Here is a 22302-nt window from a genome sequence, read left to right as displayed (position 1 = left end):
GCCGATTCACAGGAAGCTCCGAGATTCCCAGGGGCTCCACGACATCCAGCGCACAGCGGCGCGTCAACGTCACACCCGCCCCTCACCCCCGTGCGACCGGCGCTCCCGTAAACCCGTCAACAGACCGTCAGGGAAGTGCCAGGATGGACCGATGCCCCGTTCGTACGACATCCCCGACGGCCCCGAGGTGCTCGACCGTCGCGCAGGACCCCATGGCGAGGTCGTGTTACGCCGGCACGGCGAACTGCTCCAGATCATCGCCAACGGCTGCTTCCTGATGGACACCTCCGACGGCCGCTCGGAACGGCGGCTCGTCGACGCCGCGCTCGCCGCGCTGGACGGCCGTCCCGCGCCGAAGCTGCTGATCGGCGGCCTGGGCGTCGGCTTCTCGCTCGCGCACGCCGCCGCCGACGCCCGCTGGGGCGCGATCACCGTGGTGGAGCGGGAACGGGCCGTCGTCGACTGGCATCTCGACGGCCCGCTCGGGCGGCTCTCCGCCCGGGCCCTCGCCGATCCGCGCACGACGATCGTGGAGGCGGACCTGCTCGACCACCTCCGTGAGACGTACGACACGTTCGACGCGATCTGCCTGGACATCGACAACGGGCCCGGCTGGACCGTCACCGAGGGCAATGTCAGCCTGTACTCACCGGCCGGACTCACGGACTGCGCAAGGGTGTTGACACCCGGTGGTGTCCTGGCCGTCTGGTCCGCCCGACCCTCTCCGGAATTCGAGGGAACCTTGGGGAATGCCGGGTTCCGGCAGGTGCGTACCGAAGAGATCCCGGTTGCCCGAGGAGTGCCGGACGTCGTACACCTCGCCGTCCGTCCCGCCGTCGGGCCTGGATAGCAATGCGTCGGTGACTCCGGGTACGTTGCATCCCTGACGCCGATCATTTACGCGTCAACCGCAGTCATGCGCAGACAAGGGATCACCCCACTGGTTCCGGAAAGCACACTCAGGGGCGGGCGATGGAGACGACACACACCTCGCACAACGGCACGACGACGGCGACCCCGGGCGCGCAGCGGCGCGTTCTGGTGGTCGAGGACGACCCGACCATCGTCGACGCCATCGCGGTCCGCCTGCGCGCCGAGGGATTCCTCGTGCAAACAGCCGGCGACGGCCCGGCGGCCGTCGACACCGCCGAGGCCTGGCAGCCCGATCTGCTGATCCTCGACATCATGCTGCCCGGCTTCGACGGGCTGGAGGTCTGCCGCCGGGTGCAGGCCGCCCGTCCGGTGCCGGTGCTCATGCTCACGGCGCGCGACGACGAGACCGACATGCTGGTCGGACTCGGCGTGGGCGCCGACGACTACATGACCAAGCCGTTCTCGATGCGGGAGCTGGCCGCGCGCGTGCATGTGCTGCTGCGCAGGGTGGAACGGGCCGCGATCGCGGCCACCACGCCCCGCAGCGGCATCCTGCGCCTCGGCGAGCTGGAGATCGACCACGCGCAGCGCCGGGTCCGGGTGCGCTCGGAGGACGTGCACCTCACGCCCACCGAGTTCGACCTGCTGGTCTGTCTGGCGAACACCCCGCGCGCGGTGCTCTCCCGTGAACAGCTCCTCGCCGAGGTCTGGGACTGGGCGGACGCCTCCGGCACCCGCACGGTCGACAGCCACATCAAGGCGCTGCGCCGGAAGATCGGCGCCGAGCGGATCCGCACGGTGCACGGCGTGGGCTACGCGCTGGAGACCCCGACGCCATGAGTGGCGCGGACGGACCGAGAAGCCCCGGCTCCGGACCGGGGGAGCCCTGGGGCGGCGTCCGCCCGTTCTCGGTCAAGACCAAGCTGGGCGCGCTGGTCGTCATCTCGGTGCTGATCACCACGGGCCTGTCGATGATCGCGGTGCACACCAAGACGGAGCTCCGCTTCATCACGGTCTTCTCGATGATCGCCACACTGCTGATTACGCAGTTCGTGGCGCATTCGCTCACCGCGCCGCTGGACGAGATGAACGCGGTCGCCCGCTCCATCTCGCACGGTGACTACACCCGCCGGGTCCGGGAGAACCGGCGGGACGAGCTGGGCGACCTGGCCCAGACGATCAACGTGATGGCGGACGAGCTGGAGGCGCAGGACGCCCAGCGCAAGGAGCTGGTGGCCAACGTCTCGCACGAGCTGCGCACCCCCATCGCGGGCCTGCGCGCCGTCCTGGAGAACGTGGTCGACGGCATCGCCGAGGCCGATCCCGAGACGATGCGTACGGCGCTGAAACAGACGGAGCGGCTGGGGCGGCTGGTGGAGACGCTGCTCGACCTGTCCCGGCTCGACAACGGCGTCGTAGCGCTGCGCAAGCGCCGTTTCGAGGTGTGGCCGTATCTGTCGGGCGTGCTGAAGGAGGCCAACATGGTCTCCTCTGCACGGGCGACCATGGGCTCGGGCGGCAGTCACACGCGCACGGACGTCCATCTGCACCTGGACGTCTGCCCGCCGGAGCTGACCGTGCACGCGGACCCGGAGCGCATCCACCAGGTCGTGGCGAACCTGATCGACAACGCGGTCAAGCACAGCCCGCCGCACGGCCGGGTGACGGTGAAGGCGCGGCGCGGGACGCAGCCGGACTCGCTGGAGCTGGAGGTCCTGGACGAGGGTCCGGGGATACCGCGCTCGGAGTGGCACCGCGTGTTCGAGCGGTTCAACCGGGGAGCCGTCCGCCGGCCGCACGGGCCGGGCAGCGACGGCGGTACGGGGCTGGGGCTGGCGATCGCCCGGTGGGCGGTCGATCTGCACGGCGGACGGATCGGAGTGGCCGAATCCGAGCGGGGTTGCCGGATTCTTATCACTCTTCCGGGAGAGCCTTCTCTTCCAAGTTGACGTAAAGTGCGAACCGGAGCCTCAAGATCCACCTTTCGTCCGCGCTGCCGGACACGTGTGATCAGGCAGTGGGCCGGTGCAGGTCGGCACCGGTCCGCACGGTTGCTGTGCGCGCTCTGTCTCCACGCACCCATTTCTGAGCGCAACCGCGCTTGTTTCCCGCCATTTCAACCCCCGAAACACGCTTTCCGATGTGACTTACGCGACGATGGACCGGCTCGGCCTGACCTTCGTGCTCTTGGGGGCGTAGCCTTTATTCCCGCTGTCCATCACCTTGTGAAGCGGAAGAGGGCGGTTGCCGCCGTGTCGCCACAGTCCCCCAGTAACGCATCGAGCATCTCGACCGACGCAGACCAAGCGGGCAAGAACCCCGCTGCCGCGTTCGGCCCGAACGAGTGGCTCGTCGACGAGATCTATCAGCAGTACCTCCAGGACCCGAATTCGGTAGACCGTGCCTGGTGGGACTTCTTCGCCGACTACAAGCCGGGAGCGGCCACGCCCTCGGCTCCGGCGGGTACTGCGGCCGCGGGGGCCGCAGGGACCACCTCCACGCCCCCGGCGCCCGCCGCCCCGGCTCCGGCCTCCGTGCCGGCCCCGGCCGCCGCCCCGAAGCCCGCCGCCGCCGCCGCGCCCGCGCCGGCCGCCCCGGCTCCGGCCGCGGCCCCCGCTCCGGTGAAGGCCGCCCCGGCCGCGCCGAAGCCGGCCGCCGCCGCTCCCCGGGCCGCCACCACGGCGCCCGAGGGCCCCGAGCTGATCACGCTGCGCGGCCCGGCCGCCGCGGTCGCGAAGAACATGAACGCCTCGCTGGAGCTGCCGACGGCCACCTCGGTCCGCGCGGTCCCGGTGAAGCTGCTGTTCGACAACCGCATCGTCATCAACAACCACCTCAAGCGCGCCCGGGGCGGGAAGATCTCCTTCACGCACCTGATCGGCTTCGCGATGGTGCAGGCCATCAAGGCCATGCCGTCGATGAACTGGCACTACGCGGAGAAGGACGGGAAGCCCACCCTCGTCAAGCCGCCGCACGTCAACTTCGGCCTGGCCATCGACCTGGTGAAGGCCAACGGCGACCGCCAGCTCGTCGTCGCCGGCATCAAGAAGGCCGAGACGCTGAACTTCTTCGAGTTCTGGCAGGCCTACGAGGACATCGTCCGCCGCGCCCGCGACGGCAAGCTGACGATGGACGACTTCACCGGTGTCACGGTCTCCCTGACCAACCCCGGCGGCCTCGGCACCGTCCACTCCGTGCCGCGTCTGATGCCCGGCCAGTCCGTCATCATGGGCGTCGGCTCCATGGACTACCCGGCGGAGTTCCAGGGCACCTCCCAGGACACCCTGAACAAGCTCGGCATCTCCAAGGTCATGACGCTCACGTCGACCTACGACCACCGGGTCATCCAGGGCGCCGCCTCCGGCGAGTTCCTGCGGATCGTCGCGAACCTCCTGCTCGGCGAGAGCGGCTTCTACGACGAGATCTTCGAGGCGCTGCGCATCCCCTACGAGCCGGTCCGCTGGCTCAAGGACATCGACGCGTCGCACGACGACGACGTGACGAAGGCCGCCCGGGTCTTCGAGCTGATCCACTCCTACCGGGTCCGCGGCCACGTCATGGCCGACACCGACCCGCTGGAGTACCGCCAGCGCAAGCACCCCGACCTGGACATCACCGAGCACGGCCTCACCCTCTGGGACCTGGAGCGCGAGTTCGCCGTCGGCGGCTTCGCCGGCAAGTCCCTGATGAAGCTGCGCGACATCCTCGGCGTGCTGCGCGACTCGTACTGCCGCACCACCGGCGTCGAGTTCATGCACATCCAGGACCCGAAGCAGCGCCGCTGGATCCAGGACCGCATCGAGCGCGCCCACACCAAGCCCGAGCGCGAGGAGCAGCTGCGCATCCTGCGCCGGCTGAACGCGGCGGAGGCCTTCGAGACCTTCCTGCAGACGAAGTACGTCGGCCAGAAGCGCTTCTCCCTGGAGGGCGGCGAGTCCGTCATCCCGCTGCTCGACGCGGTCATCGACAGCGCGGCGGAGTCCCGTCTGGACGAGGTCGTCATCGGCATGGCCCACCGCGGCCGCCTCAACGTCCTCGCCAACATCGTCGGCAAGTCGTACGCGCAGATCTTCCGCGAGTTCGAGGGCAACCTCGACCCGAAGTCGATGCACGGCTCCGGCGACGTGAAGTACCACCTGGGCGCCGAGGGCACCTTCACCGGCCTCGACGGCGAGCAGATCAAGGTCTCGCTGGCCGCCAACCCGTCCCACCTGGAGACGGTCGACCCGGTCATCGAGGGCATCGCCCGCGCCAAGCAGGACATCATCAACAAGGGCGGCACGGACTTCACCGTCCTGCCGGTGGCCCTGCACGGCGACGCGGCCTTCGCGGGCCAGGGCGTGGTGGCCGAGACCCTGAACATGTCGCAGCTGCGCGGCTACCGCACCGGCGGCACGGTCCACATCGTCATCAACAACCAGGTCGGCTTCACCGCGGCCCCCGAGTCCTCGCGTTCCTCCATGTACGCGACGGACGTGGCCCGCATGATCGAGGCCCCGATCTTCCACGTGAACGGCGACGACCCGGAGGCCGTGGTCCGCGTCGCGCGGCTCGCCTTCGAGTTCCGCCAGGCGTTCAACAAGGACGTGGTGATCGACCTCATCTGCTACCGCCGCCGCGGTCACAACGAGTCGGACAACCCGGCCTTCACCCAGCCGCTGATGTACGACCTGATCGACAAGAAGCGCTCGGTGCGCAAGCTCTACACCGAGTCCCTGATCGGTCGCGGCGACATCACCCTGGAAGAGGCCGAGCAGGCGCTCCAGGACTACCAGGGCCAGCTGGAGAAGGTCTTCACGGAGGTCCGCGAGGCCACCGCGCAGCCCGTCGGCGGCGACGTCCACGAGCCGCAGGACGGCTTCCCCGTCGCGGTCCCGACCTCGGTCTCCGCGGAGGTCGTCAAGCGCATCGCCGAGTCCCAGGTCAACATCCCGGACACCTTCCACGTCCACCCGCGCCTGCTGCCGCAGCTCCAGCGCCGGGCGGCGATGGTCGAGGACGGCACCATCGACTGGGGCATGGGCGAGACCCTCGCGGTCGGCTCCCTCCTCCTGGAGGGCGTCCCGGTCCGGCTGTCCGGCCAGGACTCCCAGCGCGGCACCTTCGGCCAGCGCCACGCGGTCCTCATCGACCGCGAGACGGGCGAGGAGCACACCCCGCTCCAGTACCTCGCCGAGGACCAGGCGCGCTACAACGTCTACAACTCCCTGCTGTCCGAGTACGCGGTCATGGGCTTCGAGTACGGCTACTCGCTGGCCCGCCCCGACGCGCTCGTGATGTGGGAGGCGCAGTTCGGCGACTTCGTCAACGGCGCGCAGACGGTGGTCGACGAGTACATCTCGGCGGCCGAGCAGAAGTGGGGCCAGACGAGCGGCGTCACGCTCCTCCTCCCCCACGGCTACGAGGGCCAGGGCCCGGACCACTCCTCGGCCCGTGTCGAGCGCTTCCTCCAGCTCTGCGCCCAGAACAACATGACGGTCGCCATGCCGACCCTGCCGTCGAACTACTTCCACCTCCTGCGGTGGCAGGTGCACAACCCGCACCACAAGCCGCTGGTCGTCTTCACCCCGAAGTCGATGCTGCGCCTGAAGGCGGCGGCCTCGAAGGCGGAGGAGTTCACCTCGGGGCAGTTCCGCCCCGTCATCGGCGACACCTCGGTCGACGCGAACGCGGTCAAGAAGGTCGTCTTCTGCGCCGGCAAGGTCTACTACGACCTGGAGGCCGAGCGTCAGAAGCGCGGTGTCACGGACACGGCGATCATCCGTCTCGAGCGCCTCTACCCGCTGCCGGGTGCCGAGGTCCAGGCGGAGGTCAACAAGTACCCGAACGCCGAGAAGTACCTGTGGGTCCAGGAAGAGCCGGCCAACCAGGGTGCCTGGCCGTTCATCGCCCTGAACCTGATCGACCACCTGGACCTGGCCGTCGGCGCCGACGTCCCGCACGGCGAGCGACTGCGCCGCATCTCGCGGCCGCACGGCTCGTCCCCGGCCGTCGGCTCCGCCAAGCGCCACCAGGCGGAGCAGGAGCAGCTGGTGCGCGAGGTGTTCGAGGCGTGAGCCTCTGACCCAGCGACACAAGAGCCCGTCCCCGGATCACCGGGGGCGGGCTCTTCGTCGTACGCCGGTCCTCGTCGTACGTCAGTCCTCGTCGTCCTCGTCGTCCAGCCGGGCGAGCCAGGTGGCCAGGCGCTCCACCGGTACCTCGAAGTCCGGGTTCAGGTCGACGAACGTCCGCAGCTGCTCGGCGAGCCACTCGAAGGTGACCTCCTCCTCGCCCCGCCGCTTCTCCAGCTCCTCGATGCCTCGGTCGGTGAAGTACAACTCTCGCTCCTGCTCCTGGGGGCCTGTGTCCCCAGGGTAGGCCGCCGGTCACCCCCACGGTGTCTTGACTTCCGGCGTCCGCGATATATCGTGAATTGAAGAAGACGCGATATGGCGCGTTGTACCGGGAAGTCGTGCCGAGGAGGGTTCTCCCATGTCCGAATGGTCCGTCGCCGAGCCGAGCAAGCTCACCTTCGACGAGCCCGTCAGCACCCTGCACGTCCGCATCGTCGACGGCACGGTGAACGTGGTGGGCACGGACGAGGGCACGGCCCGGCTGGAGGTGTCCCGGATCGAGGGGCCACCCCTGGTGGTGAGTCACCGGGACGGCACCTTGACGGTGGCGTACGAGGATCTGCCCTGGAAGGGGTTCCTCAAGTGGCTCGACCGCAAGGGGTGGCGGCGCAGCGCCGTGGTCTCCGTGGCGGTCCCGGCCGGCACCCGGGTGGAGCTGGGGGTGGTGAGCGCCGGCGCGACGGTGTCCGGGATCGACGGGCGCACGGAGATCAAGGGCGTCACCGGTGACGCCACCCTGGTGGGCCTCGCGGGCACGGTCCGCGCGGACACGGTGTCGGGCAATGTGGAGGCCCAGGCGCTCACCGGTGATCTGCGGTTCAACTCCGTCTCCGGGGACCTGACCGTCGTCGAGGCCGGCTCGTCCGTCAAGGCGGACTCGGTGAGCGGCTCGATGGTGGTCGACGTGGACCCGACGAGCAGGCCCACGGAGATCTCGCTGACCAATGTCTCGGGCGAGATCGCCATCCGGCTGCCGCACCCGGCCGACGCGGAGGTGGAGGCGAACACGGCGAGCGGCGCGGTCTCCAACGCCTTCGAGGACCTCCGGGTCAGCGGCCAGTGGGGGGCCAAGCGGATCACCGGCCGGCTCGGCGCGGGCAACGGCCGGCTGAAGGCGACGACGGTCTCCGGCTCGATCGCCCTGCTGCGGCGCCCGCCCGTGGAGGACGGGGACTGGTCCGCGGACGGCTCCGGCGCGGGGGACAATGCCGATTCCGGCCCGGACGGCGGTTCCCCCTCCGCCGGCCCGGCCGACAGCACGACCGACAAGAAGGTGCTCTGACATGCCTCCCGTCTTCGCCCACGGCCGTCTCCGTCTCTACCTGCTGAAGCTGCTGGACGAGGCCCCGCGCCACGGTTACGAGGTGATCCGCCTCCTGGAGGAGCGCTTCCAGGGGCTGTACGCGCCGTCGGCGGGCACGGTCTACCCCCGGCTGGCCAAGCTGGAGGCGGAGGGCCTGGTCACCCACACCACCGAGGGCGGCCGCAAGGTGTACGCGATCACCGACGCGGGCCGGGCCGAACTCGCCGACCGCAGCGGCGAATTGGCCGATCTGGAGCTGGAGATCCGCGAGTCGGTCGCGGAGCTGGCCGCGGAGATCCGGGCCGATGTGCGGGGCGCGGCGGGTGATCTGCGGCGGGAGATGCGGGCGGCGGCCACCGAGGCCCGGCGGGACGGCGGTGCGGGTCCCGTCCCCGAGCAGGGCGAGTACGGCGACAAGGAGTCCTGGCGTGCCGCCAAGGAGGAGATGCGCCGGGTCAAGCAGGAGTGGAAGGAACAGGCCCGCCGGGCCAAGGACGAGAGCCGCCGGGCCCGCGAGGAGGCCCAGCGTGCCCGCCGTCAGGCCAAGGATGCCCAGGACCACGCCAGGGCCCAGGCCCAGGAGGAGATGCAGCGCATCGCCCGGCGTGTCCAGGAGCAGGTCCAGGACCACTTCGCACGCGGGGACTGGCCGACGGGGGTCCGCGAGGGCCTGACCGAACTGGCCCGGGAATTCGGGGACTTCGGCAAGGACTTCGGCAAGGAGTTCGGCAAGGACCTGGGCTTCGGCCGCACCTCCACGGGCCCGGCCCCGTCCTACTCCCACTCCCCCGAGGACTTCCCCGCCGAGTACGAACCGTCCTGGGCCCACGAGGACTCCAGCGGCGACCCGGCCCGCGATCTGGACCGCCTCCTGGACCGCTTCCGCGACGACATCCGCGACACGGCCCGCGACCAGGGCATCACCCCCGACCAACTCCAGGCCACCCGCCACCACCTGTCCTCGGCGGCGGCCCACATCGGAGCGATTCTGCGAGCCCCGAAGGCTTGAGGGTCCCCCACATGAGCGATTCCTGGCAGATCTGGAGACAGACGTGCCGCTGCCGCACGTACGGTCGTGTAGGGCAAGCCAAAAAGCGAGAATGAGCCGGACCGAGTTGCGGGCAGGGGTGAGAAAGACATGGCTGCCGTGGGTGACCAAGCGCGATACACCTACCGTCTCAGGGCCTCAGCCACGGCTCGCGCCAGACTCCTAGAGGAGTGGGACCGGTGCCGATGGCTGTGGAACGAGTGCGTCGCCCGATCCAAAAAAGCCCATGAGGAGAAGCAGGAGTGCGGGCCGACACGGCTGGACCGGATGTTGACGGATGCCCGGTCCAGTACGCCATGGTTGGCAAAGGGATCGTCAGTTCCACAGCAACAGCTCATTCGCGACTTCGGTAAGTCTCGCGCGAAGGCACTCAAGGACATCAAGGGCCGGTTGCCTTTGCGGCAGCGAGCGGGAATGCCGGGCTACAAGAAGAAGAGTGCTTCTGCCCTCACGTTGAACTACACACGGAACGGCTTCCGGATCAGGGACGGGCGTCTCCATCTGGCAGGCAGAATCACTCTGACCGTGGTCTGGTCTCGGGCATTACCTGCCGAACCGACGTCGGTGCGTGTGTACCAGGACAGCTTGGGCGATTGGTACGCGTCGTTTGTGGTCCCCTCCCCCATCGAGCCCTTGCCGGAAACCGGTCTGTCGCTCGGCGTGGACTGGGGCGTCCGAGAAACCGCGACCACAACCAGCGACTCCCACGACCTGCCGCACGCCCAGCACGGCAAAATGGCCCAGGCGAGGCTGTCGGTTTACGACCGCATGGTGGCCCGGCGTAGACCGAGGAAAGGACACGCGCCATCGAAGGGCTACCGGCAGGCGACCAGATGGCGGGCGAAAATCCACCAGAAAGTCGCCCGTCAGCGACAGGACACCGCCCGCAAGTGGGCTAAGAAGGTCGTGCGTGACCATGATGCGATCGCGGTGGAGGATTTCCGGCCGAAGTTCCTCGCGAAGACAACATTGGCTCGCAAGGCAGCCGACGCCGCGATCGGCCAGGCAAAGAAGGCCCTTATCGATATGGGGCGCAAGCACAGGCGGGATGTGCGCCTGGTTAACCCGGCGCACACCACCATGGACTGCGGACGATGCGGAGCGAGAACCAAGCACGCCCTTCCGCTGTCAGAACGAACCTATACCTGCACCGCGTGCGGTCTCGTATGCCCCAGGGACAAGAACTCCGCTCGCGTGATGCTCGTCCGGGCTGGTCTGAACCCGGCTGGTGTCGAGGGCACAAGACCTCCTGGAGCGCTGCTCCAGGAGGCTGCCTGAGCCAGGAATCCCCTTTTCGAAGGAGAAGGGGAGCAGTCAATGCCTCCCGTGTTTCTCCGGCTCAGCCGTTGGTGAGCACGATCTTGCCGAACTGGTCGCCGGACTCCAGGCGTGCGAAGCCCTCGCGGGCCCGGTCCAGCGGAAGGATCTCGTCGATGACGGGACGGACCCCGGTGACGGCGCAGAAGGACAACAGGTCCTCCAGCTCCTCCTTGGTCCCCATGGTGGAGCCGACGACCTTCAGCTCCAGGAAGAAGATCCGGGTGAGCTCGGCGTGCGAGGGCCGGTCCCCGCTGGTGGCACCGGAGATGACCAGGGTGCCCCCGGGCTTCAGGGACTTCACCGAGTGGGACCAGGTGGCCGCACCGACGGTCTCGATGACGGCGTCCACCCGCTGCGGCAGCCGCGCACCCGGTTCCACCGCCTCGACCGCGCCGAGCTCCAGCGCCCGCTTGCGCTTGGCCTCGTCCCGGCTGGTCGCGAAGACCTTCAGCCCGGCGGCCTTCCCGAGGACGATCGCGGCGGTGGCGACACCCCCGCCGGCCCCCTGGACGAGGACCGAGTCACCGGGCCGGACGCCGGCGTTGGTGAAGAGCATCCGGTACGCCGTCAGCCAGGCCGTCGGCAGACAGGCGGCCTCCGCGAAGGACAGCTCCTTGGGCTTGGGCAGGATGTTCCAGGTCGGCACGGCGACCTGTTCGGCGAAGGTGCCCTGGTAGTGCTCGGTGAGGATGGAGCGCGGCTCCCCGGGCCCGACGCCGTGCCCGGTCTGGCCGATGACGGAGTGCAGGACGACCTCGTTGCCGTCGGCGTCGACCCCGGCGGCGTCGCAGCCGAGGATCATCGGCAGCTTGTCCTCGGCGAGACCGACGCCGCGCAGGGACCAGAGGTCGTGATGGTTGAGGGAGGCGGCCCGCACGGTGACGGTACTCCAGCCGGGGCGGGCCTCGGGGGCCGGTCGCTCCCCCAACTCCAGTCCGGAAAGCGGCTGGTCGCGGTCGATTCGGGCGGCGTAGACGGCGAACATGAACCTGACGATAGGCGGCGCGGGGGGTGGGCGATACCGGGGGCGCCTGTGAGACACGCCCTCTTGCCAAAACAGGACCGATACGGGGGTCCGGGGGCAGCGCCCCCGGGAACGCCCACTCCTCGACTCACCCGAACGGGCGGGTGGGTGGGCAAAAGTAGGCAAAAGGAAGGGCCCCGCCCGAACGGACGGGGCCCTTCAGGTGCACGTCAGCGACGAGCAACGCCCTCCGCACGAGCAGCCGCGGCCACCGCCGCAGTCACCGCGGGAGCGACCCGCTCGTCGAACGGCGAGGGAATGACATAGTCAGCGGCGAGATCGTCGCCGACCACACCGGCCAGCGCCTCAGCGGCCGCGATCTTCATCCCCTCGGTGATCCGGGAGGCCCGCACCTGGAGCGCCCCCGCGAAGATCCCCGGGAACGCAAGCACGTTGTTGATCTGGTTCGGGAAGTCCGACCGCCCGGTCGCGACGACCGCCGCGTACTTGTGGGCGACCTCGGGGTGCACCTCGGGGTTGGGGTTGGCCATGGCGAAGACGAACGCGCCCTTCGCCATGGAGGCCACCGCCTCCTCCGGGACCGTACCGCCGGAGACGCCGATGAACACGTCCGCGCCCGCCAGCGCGTCCTCCAGCGTGCCGCTCAGCCCGGCCTTGTTGGTGAACCCGGCGACCTCGCGCTTGACGTCCGTGAGGTCCTCGCGGTCCGCCGACACGATGCCCTTGCGGTCGGTCAGCGCCACATCCCCGATACCGGCCTCGACCAGCATCTTCGCGATGGCGACCCCGGCCGCGCCGGCGCCCGAGATCACGGCCCGCAGCTCGCCGATGGTCCGCCCGCTCAGTCGCGCCGCGTTGCGCAGCGCCGCCAGCGTCACGACCGCCGTACCGTGCTGGTCGTCGTGGAAGACCGGGATGTCGAGCGCCTCCTGGAGCCGGCGCTCGATCTCGAAGCACCGGGGCGCCGAGATGTCCTCCAGGTTCACGCCGCCGAACGAGGGGGCGAGGCGCACCACCGTCTCGACGATCTCGTCCACGCCGGTGCAGGCCAGCGCGATCGGAACCGCGTCGACCCCGCCGAACTGCTTGAACAGGATGGCCTTGCCCTCCATGACCGGGAGGGAGGCCTCAGGCCCGATGTCCCCGAGCCCGAGGACGGCCGTGCCGTCGGTCACGACGGCGACGACGGAGGACTTCCACGTGTAGTCGTTCACCAGGTCCGGCTGTTCCGCGATCGCGGTGCACACGCGTGCGACGCCGGGCGTGTAGGCGAGGGACAGGTCGTCCTTGTCGCGGACCGGGACGGTGGCCTGCACGGCCATCTTTCCGCCGCGGTGCAGTGCGAACGCCGGATCGAACGAATCGAGGGGTTCCGCACCGCCCTCCGGGCCCGTATGGTCCGCGCTCTCGCTGCGAGGATTGACGATCTCCGCTGCCACTTCGATGTACCCCTTAGCTGTTCTTGGTTTGAGGGTGGTCACTCCGGGTGAGGAGTGGGCGGGCATCGCACAGGGCCCTGAAGAGGTGTCACGTACGGGCGCCTGCGCGTCGGGCGCGCCGCACACGCGCCCTGAGCCCCGGATGAGGGGTGTAAAGAACCTTCATACCGGACGGAGACCACAGCCGACGAGTCCAATCAGTGCAAGGTCACATCGCTCGGGCTGTGGACCCTCCACAGAGGTGATCACGAGTGACATGACTCATGCGCGAAGACCGGCCACGGCCTGGTGAAGCCTTGACACGGACTCAACTGAACGGACGCGGCGCACGGTCGGCGATCACATCGTGAGATGAACCGAAGATCCTCCGGCCACGGGGCTGAATTCCCGCAGATGGTCCGGCGTCGCCCGGCCGTGATGGACCGGACTGTGCGGCTCGGGGGTCGCCCGTTATCCGATTTTGACATGGCTGGCCCCCTGATTGGCGTAGTCCGAATGGCAAGATGCCGTAATCACACGAGGTCGCGACACCCGAAGCTGTGTGTTCTCGTCGACCCATCGGCACTTGTCGACACCAGTCGACGCGTGTCGACCCATCGGCATCTCCATCCATCCGCCGGAGGAACCCAAAATGACCGCAAGCACCACCCGACGCACGACCGCCGCGCGCACCCGCCTGGCAGCGGTCGGATCTCTCGCGGTCGCGGGCGCCTTGCTGCTCTCCGCCTGCGGCGACCAGACCAACGACAGCGGCAGCAGCTCCTCCGAGTCCTCGAGCGGCGCCTCCAAGGCCCCCCTGTTCTCGAAGCTGCCCGCCGACATCCAGAAGAGCGGCGTCATCCAGGTCGGCACGAACGCCGAGTACGCCCCCATGGAGTCCGTCGACGGCGGCAAGATCGTCGGTGTCGACCCCGACATCGCCGCCGCGCTCGGCAAGCAGCTCGGCGTCGAGTTCAAGTTCACCAACGGTGGTTTCGACACCCTGATCACCGCCGTCAACACCGGCCGCTACAACATCGCCATGTCGTCCATCACGGACAACAAGCAGCGCCAGGAGGGCCTGGACGACAGCGGCAAGAAGCTCGGCGAGGGCGTGGACTTCGTCGACTACTTCACCGCCGGTACGGCCATCTACGTGCAGAAGGGCAACCCCAAGGGCATCCAGTCCCTGGACGACCTCTGCGGCCAGACCGTCGCCGTGCAGCGGGGCACCACCTACGAGGAGGCCCTGCAGGCGCAGTCGAAGACCTGCACGAGCGGTGGCAAGAAGGCGCTGAAGATCGAGTCCTTCGAGAACGACACCGAGGCCCAGACCCGCGTGAAGTCCGGCGGTGCCGTGGCCGGCGTCAACGACTACCCGGTCGCCGTGGACATGGCCCGCAAGGCCGGTGGCGGCAACACCTTCGAGGTCCTGGACAAGCAGTACGAGGCCGCCCCGTTCGGCATCGTCGTCGCCAAGAAGAACACCCAGCTGCGCGACGCCCTGAAGGAGGCCGTCGACGCGATCATCAAGGACGGCTCGTACCAGAAGGTGCTGGAGAAGTGGGGCGCCGAGAGCGGCGCGATCAGCCAGTCCGCGATCAACGGCGGCAAGTGATCCACCCGCTCCGCTCGAAGCCTTCGAAGGGCAGTCCCCATGTCTGACAAGCTCGACAAGACCCCCGCGGGCGCACCGCCGGAGGACACCCCTCCGGGCGCCGACGACTCGGCGTACGCCGGGCCGCCGGAGGCCATCAAGGCCATCCCGGTGCGCCACTGGGGCCGCTGGGTCAGCGGTGTCGTGGTCGTCGCGCTGCTCGCGCTGCTGATCAACGCGTTCGCCAACGGTGACATCCAGTGGTCCACGGTCGGCGACAAGATCTTCGACTCGACGGTCGTCGCCGGTGCCGGGCGCACCCTGCTGATCAGCATCCTGGCGATGGTGCTCGGTGTGGTGCTCGGCATCCTGCTGGCCGTGATGCGGCTGTCGAAGAACCCGGTGACCAGCACCGTGGCCTGGCTGTACATCTGGTTCTTCCGCGGCACCCCGGTCTACGTCCAGCTGCTGATGTGGTTCAACCTGGCGCTGATCTTCCCGATGCTGAACCTCGGGCCGATCTACAAGGACGAGATGACGGACGTCATGACGCCGTTCATGTGCGCCCTGCTCGGCCTGGGTCTGAACGAGGCCGCGTACATGGCCGAAATCTGCCGTGCCGGTCTGCTGGCGGTGGACGAGGGCCAGACCGAGGCGGCGCACGCGCTCGGCATGAGCCACGGCAAGACGCTGCGCCGGATCGTGATCCCGCAGGCGATGCGGGTGATCGTGCCGCCGACCGGCAACGAGTTCATCAACATGCTGAAGACCTCGTCGCTGGTGTACGTGGTGACGTACAACGAGCTGCTCCGCTCGACCTCGGTGATCGGCTCCTCGTCGTTCGCCGTGATGGAGCTGCTGTTCGTCGCGTCGATCTGGTACCTGGTCATGACCAGCATCTTCAGCGTCTTCCAGTACTACCTGGAGCGGTACTACGCACGCGGTTCCAGCCGCAGCCTCCCGCCCACGGTCTTCCAGAAGATCAGGTCCCACCTGTTCGGATCCTCGAGGAGCACGGCATGACCGCGATGGTGAAGGCCGAGGGCGTCCACAAGTCCTTCGGCGCGGTCGAGGTCCTCAAGGGCATCGACCTCCAGGTCAACACGGGCGAGGTGTTCTGCCTCATCGGCCCGTCCGGCTCCGGCAAGAGCACCTTCCTCCGGTGCATCAACCACCTGGAGAAGATCAACGCCGGGCGGCTGTACGTGGACGGGAACCTGGTGGGCTACCGCCAGAAGGCCGACAAGCTGTACGAGCTCAAGGACAGCGAGGTCGCGCTCCAGCGCCGGGACATCGGCATGGTGTTCCAGCGGTTCAACCTGTTCCCGCACATGACCGCGCTGGACAACGTGGTCGAGGCCCCGGTCCAGGTCAAGGGCACCAGCAAGGCCCAGGCCAGGGAGCGGGCGCGGGAGCTGCTGGACCGGGTCGGCCTGGCCGACAAGGCCGGAAGCTACCCCTCGCAGCTCTCCGGCGGCCAGCAGCAGCGTGTGGCCATCGCGCGGGCCCTCGCCATGGACCCGAAGCTGATGCTGTTCGACGAGCCGACCTCGGCCCTGGACCCGGAGCTGGTCGGTGACGTCCTGGACGTCATGCGCGACCTGGCCGAGTCCGGGATGACGATGGTCGTCGTCACGCACGAGATGGGCTTCGCCCGTGAGGTCGGCGACAGCCTGGTCTTCATGGACGGCGGCGTGGTCGTCGAGTCCGGCGACCCGCGCGAGGTCCTGACCAACCCGCAGCACGAGCGGACGCAGGCGTTCCTGTCCAAGGTGCTCTAGCGGGGTCCTCCAGCGGTACGACGCGGAAGGGGCGGTACGGAGACTCCGTACCGCCCCTTCGTCGCGCCCGGGTCACTTCAGGGCGAGCAACAGCGTGTCCGAGGGCGAGCACCACACCGGCCGGGCCTCGCCGAAGCCGGCCGCCCGGAGGGTGCGCGCGTGCCAGGCCGCCGAGGGCATGTCCCCGTCGGCGTGCTCGCCGTAGATCTCGAAGCGGCGGGCCGTGGGGGCGGCGAGGACCGGGTCCTGGGCGGCGAGCTGCCACCACTCGGCCCAGTCGAGGACGCCGCCGTCCTTGGCCCGTTCCATGCGGGCGTGGCGCAGTGCCCGCTCGGCCGCGTTGATCCGGGGCGTCGTGTCGTCGATCATGTGGTCCGCGTTCATGAACACACCGCCGTCGCGGACGAGGTCCGCGATCCGACCGTAGAGGGCCGCGAGGGGTTCGCTGTGCAGCCAGTGCAGGGCCGTGGCCGTCAGGACGGCGTCGTACGTGTCGTAGGGCAGCCGGGACGGCCAGTGCGGGTCCTTGAGGTCGGCGGCCACGAGCGTGACCCGGTCGTCCCCGGCGAAGGTGCCCTCGGCGATGGTGAGGAGCGCCGGGTCGAGGTCGACGCCGGTGCTGGTGGCGCCGGGCAGACGGGCCAGCAGCCGGGCGGTGATGGTGCCGGTGCCGCAGGCGAGGTCCAGGACGCGGGGCTCGGGCCCGGCGAGCGCCTCGACCATGTCGAGCATGACCCGGAACCGGTCCTCCCGGTCCGGCATGTACCACTCCTGCTGCCGGTCCCAGCTCTGCTGCCAGGCCGCCCAGTCGGTCGTTCCGGTCCCCGTGGTGGTCATGGAAGCCCCCTCGTCACCCATCGCGTAATACCCTGAAAGCACGATCAGCCGTTACCCGACCGCACGCACGACCATAGAGCCCCTCCGTAAGGACTACAAGTGGAACTGGCCTATTACTCGGACTATGCCGTACGCCTCGTCAACAGCGAGGAACCGGCCCGGGGCAAGGACGCGCTGACCTCGGTCGAGGCCGTCCGTGATCTCTTCGGCGGCAACCAGTCGGCCGCCCGCCGCGCCACCGACGCGGACGTCACCCGCTTCCGCTCGGTCCGGGCCCGGCTGCGCGCGGTGTTCGAGGCGGCCGACCAGGGCGACGAGACCCTGGCCGTGGACCTGCTGAACTCGCTCCTGCTGGAGTTCCCGGTGAGCCCGCAGATCTCCGGCCACGACCACCGCGACGACGACGGCCGCCCGCTGTGGCACATGCACCTGGCCGACCACCCCTCGAACGCGACCGCGGGCTACGCCGCCATCGCCGCGATGGGCCTGGCCTTCCACCTCACCGAGTACGGCGTCGACCGGCTCGGCCTGTGCGAGGCCGCCCCCTGCCGCAACGCCTACCTCGACACCTCCACCAACCGCTCCCGCCGCTACTGCTCCGACCGCTGCGCGACCCGGGCCAACGTGGCCGCCTACCGCGCCCGCAAGCGCCTCGAGGCCGACCGGACCGCGAGCACCGGCCTCGCCGCCGACAGCGCCCAGCGCACCACGGCCAGCGGCGAGCGCTGACCCGGCTTGCGCGGCCGGTAGCGCAGCCGCACCTTGCCCAGGATCAGCTCGTCGGGCACGGTCCCGTAGTCGGTGCTGTCCCCGCCGGCGTACGCGTTGTCCCCGAGCACCCACCACCCCCCGTCGCGCCGCTCGACGGCCCGCTTGACCACCAGCAGGTCCTGCTGGAAGGGATGCCGCAGCACGACGACGTCACCGGCCCGCACCCGCGCCCCGTACTGCACCACCAGCTGATCCCCGTGGTACAGCGTGGGCACCATGGACGGCCCGGTCACCTCGGCCAGCCCGAAGGGCGGCGCCCCGGCCCTCCCCCGCTCGGTCTCCTGCGACAGTTCCGGCATCCCCGGCACCTCCCCGGTCCGTTCCTCCACCAGTCCCAGTCTGACCCCGGACTTTTGTCCTAAGCCCATGGGGGCACTCGCGAAAACCCGTCTTGCAGGGAGTAATGTCCCACCTGAGAAGACGATCACGAGGAAGGAATGCTCCATGCTTTCCCGCCTGTTTGCCCCCAAGGTCAAGGTCAGCGCGCACTGCGACCTGCCCTGCGGTGTGTACGACCCGGCCCAGGCCCGCATCGAGGCGGAGTCGGTGAAGGCCGTGCAGGAGAAGATGGCCGCCAACGACGACCCGCACTTCCAGGCGCGCGCCACCGTCATCAAGGAGCAGCGTGCCGAGCTCGCGAAGCACCACGTCTCCGTGCTGTGGAGCGACTACTTCAAGCCCCCGCACTTCGAGAAGTACCCCCAGCTGCACGTGCTGGTCAACGACACCCTGAAGGCCCTGTCGGCCGCGAAGGCGTCGACGGACCCGAAGACCGGCGAGAAGGCTCTCGAGCTGATCGCCGAGATCGACAAGATCTTCTGGGAGACCAAGAAGGCCTGATCGACCTCGATCACCTTTTCCCTCACCACCGCACCCGGCCCGCAGGCCGCCTCCACGGCGTCCACGGCGGTCCGGGTGCGGTGCTGTTCACGGGCCGTCGGCAAGCCGCGCCGGGCGGGTCGGGGACCCGCTAGCGGTCGTCGTCCTCGCCCGCCTCCAGCAGGCCGGCCGCCGCGCCGATGATCCGCGGGTCGGGTAGGCCCACCACGTCCTCGTCCTTGTCGGAGTAGGCGAAGCGGGCCAGCACGCTGCGCATGGCCTCGACCCGGGCCCGCTTCTTGTCGTTGCTCTTGACCACGGTCCACGGCGCGAACTCGGTGTCGGTCTCGCGGAACATGGCGACCTTGGCCGAGGTGTAGTCGTCCCAGCGGTCCAGGGAGGCGAGGTCCATGGGGCTGAGTTTCCACTGCCGTACGGGGTCGATCTGACGGATCGTGAAGCGGGTGCGCTGTTCGCTCTGCGACACCGAGAACCAGAACTTCACCAGGTCCACGCCGTCGTCGACGAGCATCCGCTCGAACAGCGGCGCCTGGCGCATGAAGCGCTGGTACTCGTCGTCGGTGCAGAAGCCCATCACCCGCTCGACCCCGGCCCGGTTGTACCAGGACCGGTCGAACAGCACGATCTCGCCCGCGGTCGGCAGCTGCTCGACGTACCGCTGGAAATACCACTGCCCGCGCTCGCGCTCGGTGGGCTTCTCCAGGGCGACCACGCGGGCGCCGCGCGGGTTGAGGTGTTCGGTGAACCGTTTGATGGTGCCGCCCTTGCCGGCCGCGTCACGGCCCTCGAAGACGATGACGAGCCGCCGTCCCGTCTCCTTGATCCAGCTCTGCAGCTTCAGCAGCTCGATCTGCTGGAGCCGCTTGTGCAGGTCGTACTCGGTGCGCTCCATGCGCTGCCCGTACGGGTAGTTCTCCCGCCAGGTGTCGACGGGGCTCCCGTCCGGCCGGACGAGTACGGGGTCGTCGTGGTCGCTGTAGTCGACCCGCAGGTCGGCCAGCTCGGACAGCAGGGGAGGCGTGGTCATGGCGTCCTCTCGGTCAGGGGATCCATCCGCACAGACAAACAAGCCCAGGCCAATCCCGGGCGAACCCCAGGCAAAGCCCCCTCTACGATCACCCCATGAGCTCCCGCACCCCCGTCCCGGTCCGCTGGACGTACGCCTTCGTCGACCGGCCCGCCGAACGGTTCCGTACGGCGTGCGCGTTCTGGACCGCCGTCACGGGCACCACACCGTCCGCACCGCGCGGCGAGCGGGAGGAGTTCGGCACCCTGCTGCCGGGCGGCGGCGCCGACGCCTGTGTGAAGGTCCAGGCCGTCGCGGACGGGGCCGGCGGCGCGCATCTGGACTTCGCGGTGGAGGACGTTCCCGGGTTCAGCCGCGCGGCGACGGACCTGGGGGCGCGGACGGTCGCGGCGCACGACGGGTGGACGGTCATGAGCTCCCCCGCCGGGCAGGTGTTCTGCGCGGTGCCCTGGCACGGGGAGTCCGTCCGGCCGCCCGTCGTCGGGGGCAGCCGGCTGGACCAGGTGAGCGTCGACGTCCCGCCGTCCGCGTACGACGCCGAAGTCGCGTTCTGGAGCGCGCTGCTGCCGGACTGGTCGGCCCGGCCGGGGTCGCTGCCGGAGTTCCACGTGGTCGCGCCCCCGCCGGGGCTGCCGGTGCGGATCCTGCTCCAGCGGCTGGCCGAGGAGCGGCCCGTCTCCGCCCATCTGGACCTGGCCTGCGGCACCGGGATCGACGCCGTGCGCGCCCGGCACGAGCGGCTGGGGGCGTCCCTCGTCGCCCCGGCCCGGCATTGGACGGTGATGCGCGACCCGGCGGGGGCCCTGTACTGCCTGACCGGCCGTGATCCGGAGACGGGCGGACTGCCGGTTCCGCCGGCGGGCTGAGTCAGCGGCTCCAGGGCTCCACGTCCACCACGGCGTCCACCGGGATCGGCCCGTACACGTGCGGGAACTCCTCGCCGCCCGGTTCCGGCGCCTCGTACCTCAGCGCGACGTCCAGCCGTGCCGGGTCCACCACCAGGACCACCAGGTCGTCGGGGCCGTCGTAGGAGCCGTAGAGGAAGGCGGCGACCTTGGGGAGCTGGGCGCGGGTGGAGCAGTGGATGAACCCCTCCTCCGCGAGGGTGCGGCCCCGGGTGGACCAGGTGTAGGAGCCCTGTTCGCGGGCCGCCGCCCAGAGCGCGCGTTCGGTGAGGTGGAGGATGTGCGGGAGGGGTGCGGTCATGGGGTCACGCTAGCCGGTCGGCTCGGGGCGGGCCTCCGGCTTTTCCTCGTGCGCCACCGCCGGGGCGCCCTCCTCGACGTACGCCTCGCATGCGGGGTTGTGGCACGGGCCCGGCACCCAGCGCGGGACCCAGGTGCCCAGGGTCTTGTGGCGCCGGACGACGGACTGTACGGGCTGCCCGCAGACGGGACAGACACGCTGTTCTCTGTCCATGCCCTCAGCGTAGGGCGGGTGTGCCCTCGGCGCTCCCTTGTGTACGTCCGTACGACGACGCCGTACGCGATGATCTCGACCGTGAGAACACCGACGGGCCCCGCACGCCGTGGGGAGGTGCGGGACCCGCCGGGGCCAGGTGGTGTTTCAGGTGCTGCGTCTGGTCACGAACTCGGCCAGCGACAGCAGGCCGCCCGCGGACTCCGGGTCCGGGATCGCGCGGGCCAGTTCGTCCATCGCCCGGGACATCCGGTCGGCCGCCTGGTCCTGCGCCCAGGCCCGGCCCCCGGCCCGCTCCACCGCCCGTGCCGTGCGGTCGAGGTCGTCCGGGTCCTCCGGTACGGGCGGCCGGGCGTACAGCTCGGCCAGTTCCCCGGCGGCCGGGGTGCCGGACACCAGGGCGGCGACCACCGGCAGGGACTTCTTGCGGGCGGCGAGATCGGCGCCCGCGGGCTTCCCGGTGTGCCCGGGGTCGCCCCATATGCCGATGACGTCGTCGATCAGCTGGAAGGCCAGCCCGGCCTCACGGCCGAACGCGTCCAGCGCGTCGACGTCCTCCGGGGCCGCCCCCGCGTACAGCGCGCCCACCGCGCAGGCGCAGCCGATCAGCGCACCCGTCTTGGCCTCGGCCATGACGAGCACCTCGTCGAGGGCGACCTCGGCGGGGGGCCGCTTCTCCAGGGCCGTGTCGGTCCCCTGGCCCTCGCAGAGCTCCACCACACAGGCCGCGAGCCGGGCGGCGGCCGCCGCGGCCGCCGGGTGCGGGTCCACGGCGAGCATGCCGAGGGCCAGCGCCTGGAGGGCGTCCCCGGCCAGGATCGCGTCGGCGTCGCCGAACACGGTCCAGGCGGTGGGGCGGTGCCGGCGGGTGGTGTCCCGGTCCATCACGTCGTCGTGCAGCAGCGTGAAGTTGTGGACCAGTTCGACCGCCGCGGCGGCCCGGACGGCGGCCGACCGGGGCGCCCGG

Annotated in this window: 22 protein-coding genes; 13 read left to right on the top strand and 9 right to left on the bottom strand. The window is 69.8% G+C overall.

Annotation, left to right across the window (positions count from 1 at the left end; translation table 11 throughout):
- Positions 1-151: 151 nt before the first annotated feature.
- The 4 genes from ABZ490_RS32190 to ABZ490_RS32175 all read left to right on the top strand — a co-directional run bounded on the left by ABZ490_RS32190 (position 152) and on the right by ABZ490_RS32175 (position 6929).
- Entirely contained in the window at positions 152-850 is a 699-nt protein-coding gene (locus ABZ490_RS32190; protein WP_358997855.1) for a spermidine synthase, read from the top strand.
- 122 nt (positions 851-972) lie between these two features.
- Positions 973-1713, top strand: coding sequence for a response regulator transcription factor (locus ABZ490_RS32185; RefSeq protein ID WP_055635373.1), 741 nt, complete (start codon positions 973-975; stop codon positions 1711-1713).
- The gene (locus ABZ490_RS32180; RefSeq protein WP_358997851.1) at positions 1710-2822 is read left to right on the top strand and encodes an ATP-binding protein; all 1113 of its coding nucleotides are present in this window, start codon (positions 1710-1712) and stop codon (positions 2820-2822) included. The genes ABZ490_RS32185 and ABZ490_RS32180 overlap by 4 nt, the downstream gene beginning before the upstream one ends.
- Before the next feature lie 303 nt (positions 2823-3125).
- Positions 3126-6929, top strand: a complete 3804-nt coding sequence (locus tag ABZ490_RS32175) for a multifunctional oxoglutarate decarboxylase/oxoglutarate dehydrogenase thiamine pyrophosphate-binding subunit/dihydrolipoyllysine-residue succinyltransferase subunit (protein ID WP_358997848.1) — start codon at positions 3126-3128, stop codon at positions 6927-6929.
- A gap of 81 nt (positions 6930-7010) precedes the next feature.
- On the opposite strand, the gene ABZ490_RS32170 is transcribed toward ABZ490_RS32175, so the two are convergent.
- Positions 7011-7193, bottom strand: a complete 183-nt coding sequence (locus ABZ490_RS32170; protein WP_018535226.1) for a DUF6104 family protein — start codon at positions 7191-7193, stop codon at positions 7011-7013.
- A 154-nt stretch (positions 7194-7347) separates the two neighbouring features.
- On the opposite strand from ABZ490_RS32170, the gene ABZ490_RS32165 reads away from it, so the two are divergent.
- From ABZ490_RS32165 to ABZ490_RS32155, 3 genes are all read left to right on the top strand, one after another.
- Positions 7348-8271, top strand: coding sequence for a DUF4097 family beta strand repeat-containing protein (locus ABZ490_RS32165; protein WP_358997846.1), 924 nt, complete (start codon positions 7348-7350; stop codon positions 8269-8271).
- Between the two features lies 1 nt (position 8272).
- Positions 8273-9301 (top strand): helix-turn-helix transcriptional regulator, encoded by a 1029-nt coding sequence (locus ABZ490_RS32160; protein ID WP_358997843.1) that lies wholly within the window; start codon positions 8273-8275, stop codon positions 9299-9301.
- A gap of 129 nt (positions 9302-9430) precedes the next feature.
- Positions 9431-10618 carry a transposase gene (locus ABZ490_RS32155; RefSeq protein ID WP_358997840.1) on the top strand — a complete coding sequence of 396 codons (1188 nt, stop codon included), beginning with the start codon at positions 9431-9433 and terminating at the stop codon, positions 10616-10618.
- Positions 10619-10679: 61 nt separating this feature from the next.
- Here the strand turns inward: ABZ490_RS32155 and ABZ490_RS32150 are convergent, their stop codons facing one another.
- The gene (locus tag ABZ490_RS32150) at positions 10680-11645 is read right to left on the bottom strand and encodes a zinc-binding dehydrogenase (RefSeq protein ID WP_358997837.1); all 966 of its coding nucleotides are present in this window, start codon (positions 11643-11645) and stop codon (positions 10680-10682) included.
- 209 nt (positions 11646-11854) lie between these two features.
- Positions 11855-13084 (bottom strand): NADP-dependent malic enzyme, encoded by a 1230-nt coding sequence (locus ABZ490_RS32145; RefSeq protein WP_358997834.1) that lies wholly within the window; start codon positions 13082-13084, stop codon positions 11855-11857.
- A 631-nt stretch (positions 13085-13715) separates the two neighbouring features.
- On the opposite strand from ABZ490_RS32145, the gene ABZ490_RS32140 reads away from it, so the two are divergent.
- From ABZ490_RS32140 to ABZ490_RS32130, 3 genes are read left to right on the top strand one after another with little or no spacing between them, the layout of a single operon-like run.
- Positions 13716-14681 carry an ABC transporter substrate-binding protein gene (locus ABZ490_RS32140; protein ID WP_358997832.1) on the top strand — a complete coding sequence of 322 codons (966 nt, stop codon included), beginning with the start codon at positions 13716-13718 and terminating at the stop codon, positions 14679-14681.
- Positions 14682-14720: 39 nt separating this feature from the next.
- The gene (locus tag ABZ490_RS32135) at positions 14721-15683 is read left to right on the top strand and encodes an amino acid ABC transporter permease (protein WP_358997829.1); all 963 of its coding nucleotides are present in this window, start codon (positions 14721-14723) and stop codon (positions 15681-15683) included.
- Positions 15680-16441, top strand: a complete 762-nt coding sequence (locus tag ABZ490_RS32130; protein ID WP_358997826.1) for an amino acid ABC transporter ATP-binding protein — start codon at positions 15680-15682, stop codon at positions 16439-16441. Before ABZ490_RS32135 ends, ABZ490_RS32130 begins: the two co-directional genes overlap by 4 nt.
- 72 nt (positions 16442-16513) lie before the next feature.
- Here ABZ490_RS32130 and ABZ490_RS32125 read toward each other — a convergent pair whose 3' ends face one another.
- Entirely contained in the window at positions 16514-17278 is a 765-nt protein-coding gene (locus ABZ490_RS32125; protein WP_358997823.1) for a class I SAM-dependent methyltransferase, read from the bottom strand.
- Positions 17279-17377: 99 nt separating this feature from the next.
- Here ABZ490_RS32125 and ABZ490_RS32120 point away from each other — a divergent pair, with 99 nt between their 5' ends.
- Positions 17378-18007, top strand: coding sequence for a CGNR zinc finger domain-containing protein (locus ABZ490_RS32120; protein ID WP_358997820.1), 630 nt, complete (start codon positions 17378-17380; stop codon positions 18005-18007).
- Here ABZ490_RS32120 and sodX read toward each other — a convergent pair.
- The gene (gene sodX / locus ABZ490_RS32115) at positions 17911-18348 is read right to left on the bottom strand and encodes a nickel-type superoxide dismutase maturation protease (RefSeq protein ID WP_358998127.1); all 438 of its coding nucleotides are present in this window, start codon (positions 18346-18348) and stop codon (positions 17911-17913) included. The genes ABZ490_RS32120 and sodX overlap by 97 nt on opposite strands.
- A 145-nt stretch (positions 18349-18493) precedes the next feature.
- Between sodX and sodN the strand changes: the two genes are divergently transcribed.
- Positions 18494-18889 (top strand): superoxide dismutase, Ni, encoded by a 396-nt coding sequence (sodN, locus tag ABZ490_RS32110; protein ID WP_055634112.1) that lies wholly within the window; start codon positions 18494-18496, stop codon positions 18887-18889.
- Positions 18890-19019: 130 nt separating this feature from the next.
- On the opposite strand, the gene ppk2 is transcribed toward sodN, so the two are convergent.
- Complete coding sequence (gene ppk2 / locus ABZ490_RS32105; protein ID WP_358997816.1) at positions 19020-19916, bottom strand: polyphosphate kinase 2; 897 nt, start codon at positions 19914-19916, stop codon at positions 19020-19022.
- 95 nt (positions 19917-20011) lie between these two features.
- Between ppk2 and ABZ490_RS32100 the strand changes: the two genes are divergently transcribed.
- Positions 20012-20782, top strand: a complete 771-nt coding sequence (locus ABZ490_RS32100; protein ID WP_358997813.1) for a VOC family protein — start codon at positions 20012-20014, stop codon at positions 20780-20782.
- Between the two features lies 1 nt (position 20783).
- Here ABZ490_RS32100 and ABZ490_RS32095 read toward each other — a convergent pair whose 3' ends face one another.
- The 3 genes from ABZ490_RS32095 to ABZ490_RS32085 all read right to left on the bottom strand — a co-directional run.
- Positions 20784-21122, bottom strand: a complete 339-nt coding sequence (locus ABZ490_RS32095; protein WP_358997810.1) for a DUF952 domain-containing protein — start codon at positions 21120-21122, stop codon at positions 20784-20786.
- A 9-nt stretch (positions 21123-21131) separates the two neighbouring features.
- Complete coding sequence (locus ABZ490_RS32090) at positions 21132-21335, bottom strand: hypothetical protein (protein ID WP_358997806.1); 204 nt, start codon at positions 21333-21335, stop codon at positions 21132-21134.
- A gap of 147 nt (positions 21336-21482) precedes the next feature.
- On the bottom strand, positions 21483-22302 hold an 820-nt coding region (locus ABZ490_RS32085; RefSeq protein ID WP_358997802.1), incomplete at its 5' end, for a polyprenyl synthetase family protein.

This window comes from Streptomyces sp. NPDC005811 (assembly GCF_040630405.1).
Classification (GTDB): Bacteria; Actinomycetota; Actinomycetes; order Streptomycetales; family Streptomycetaceae; genus Streptomyces.
This window is presented reverse-complemented; position numbering and strand designations above follow the sequence as displayed.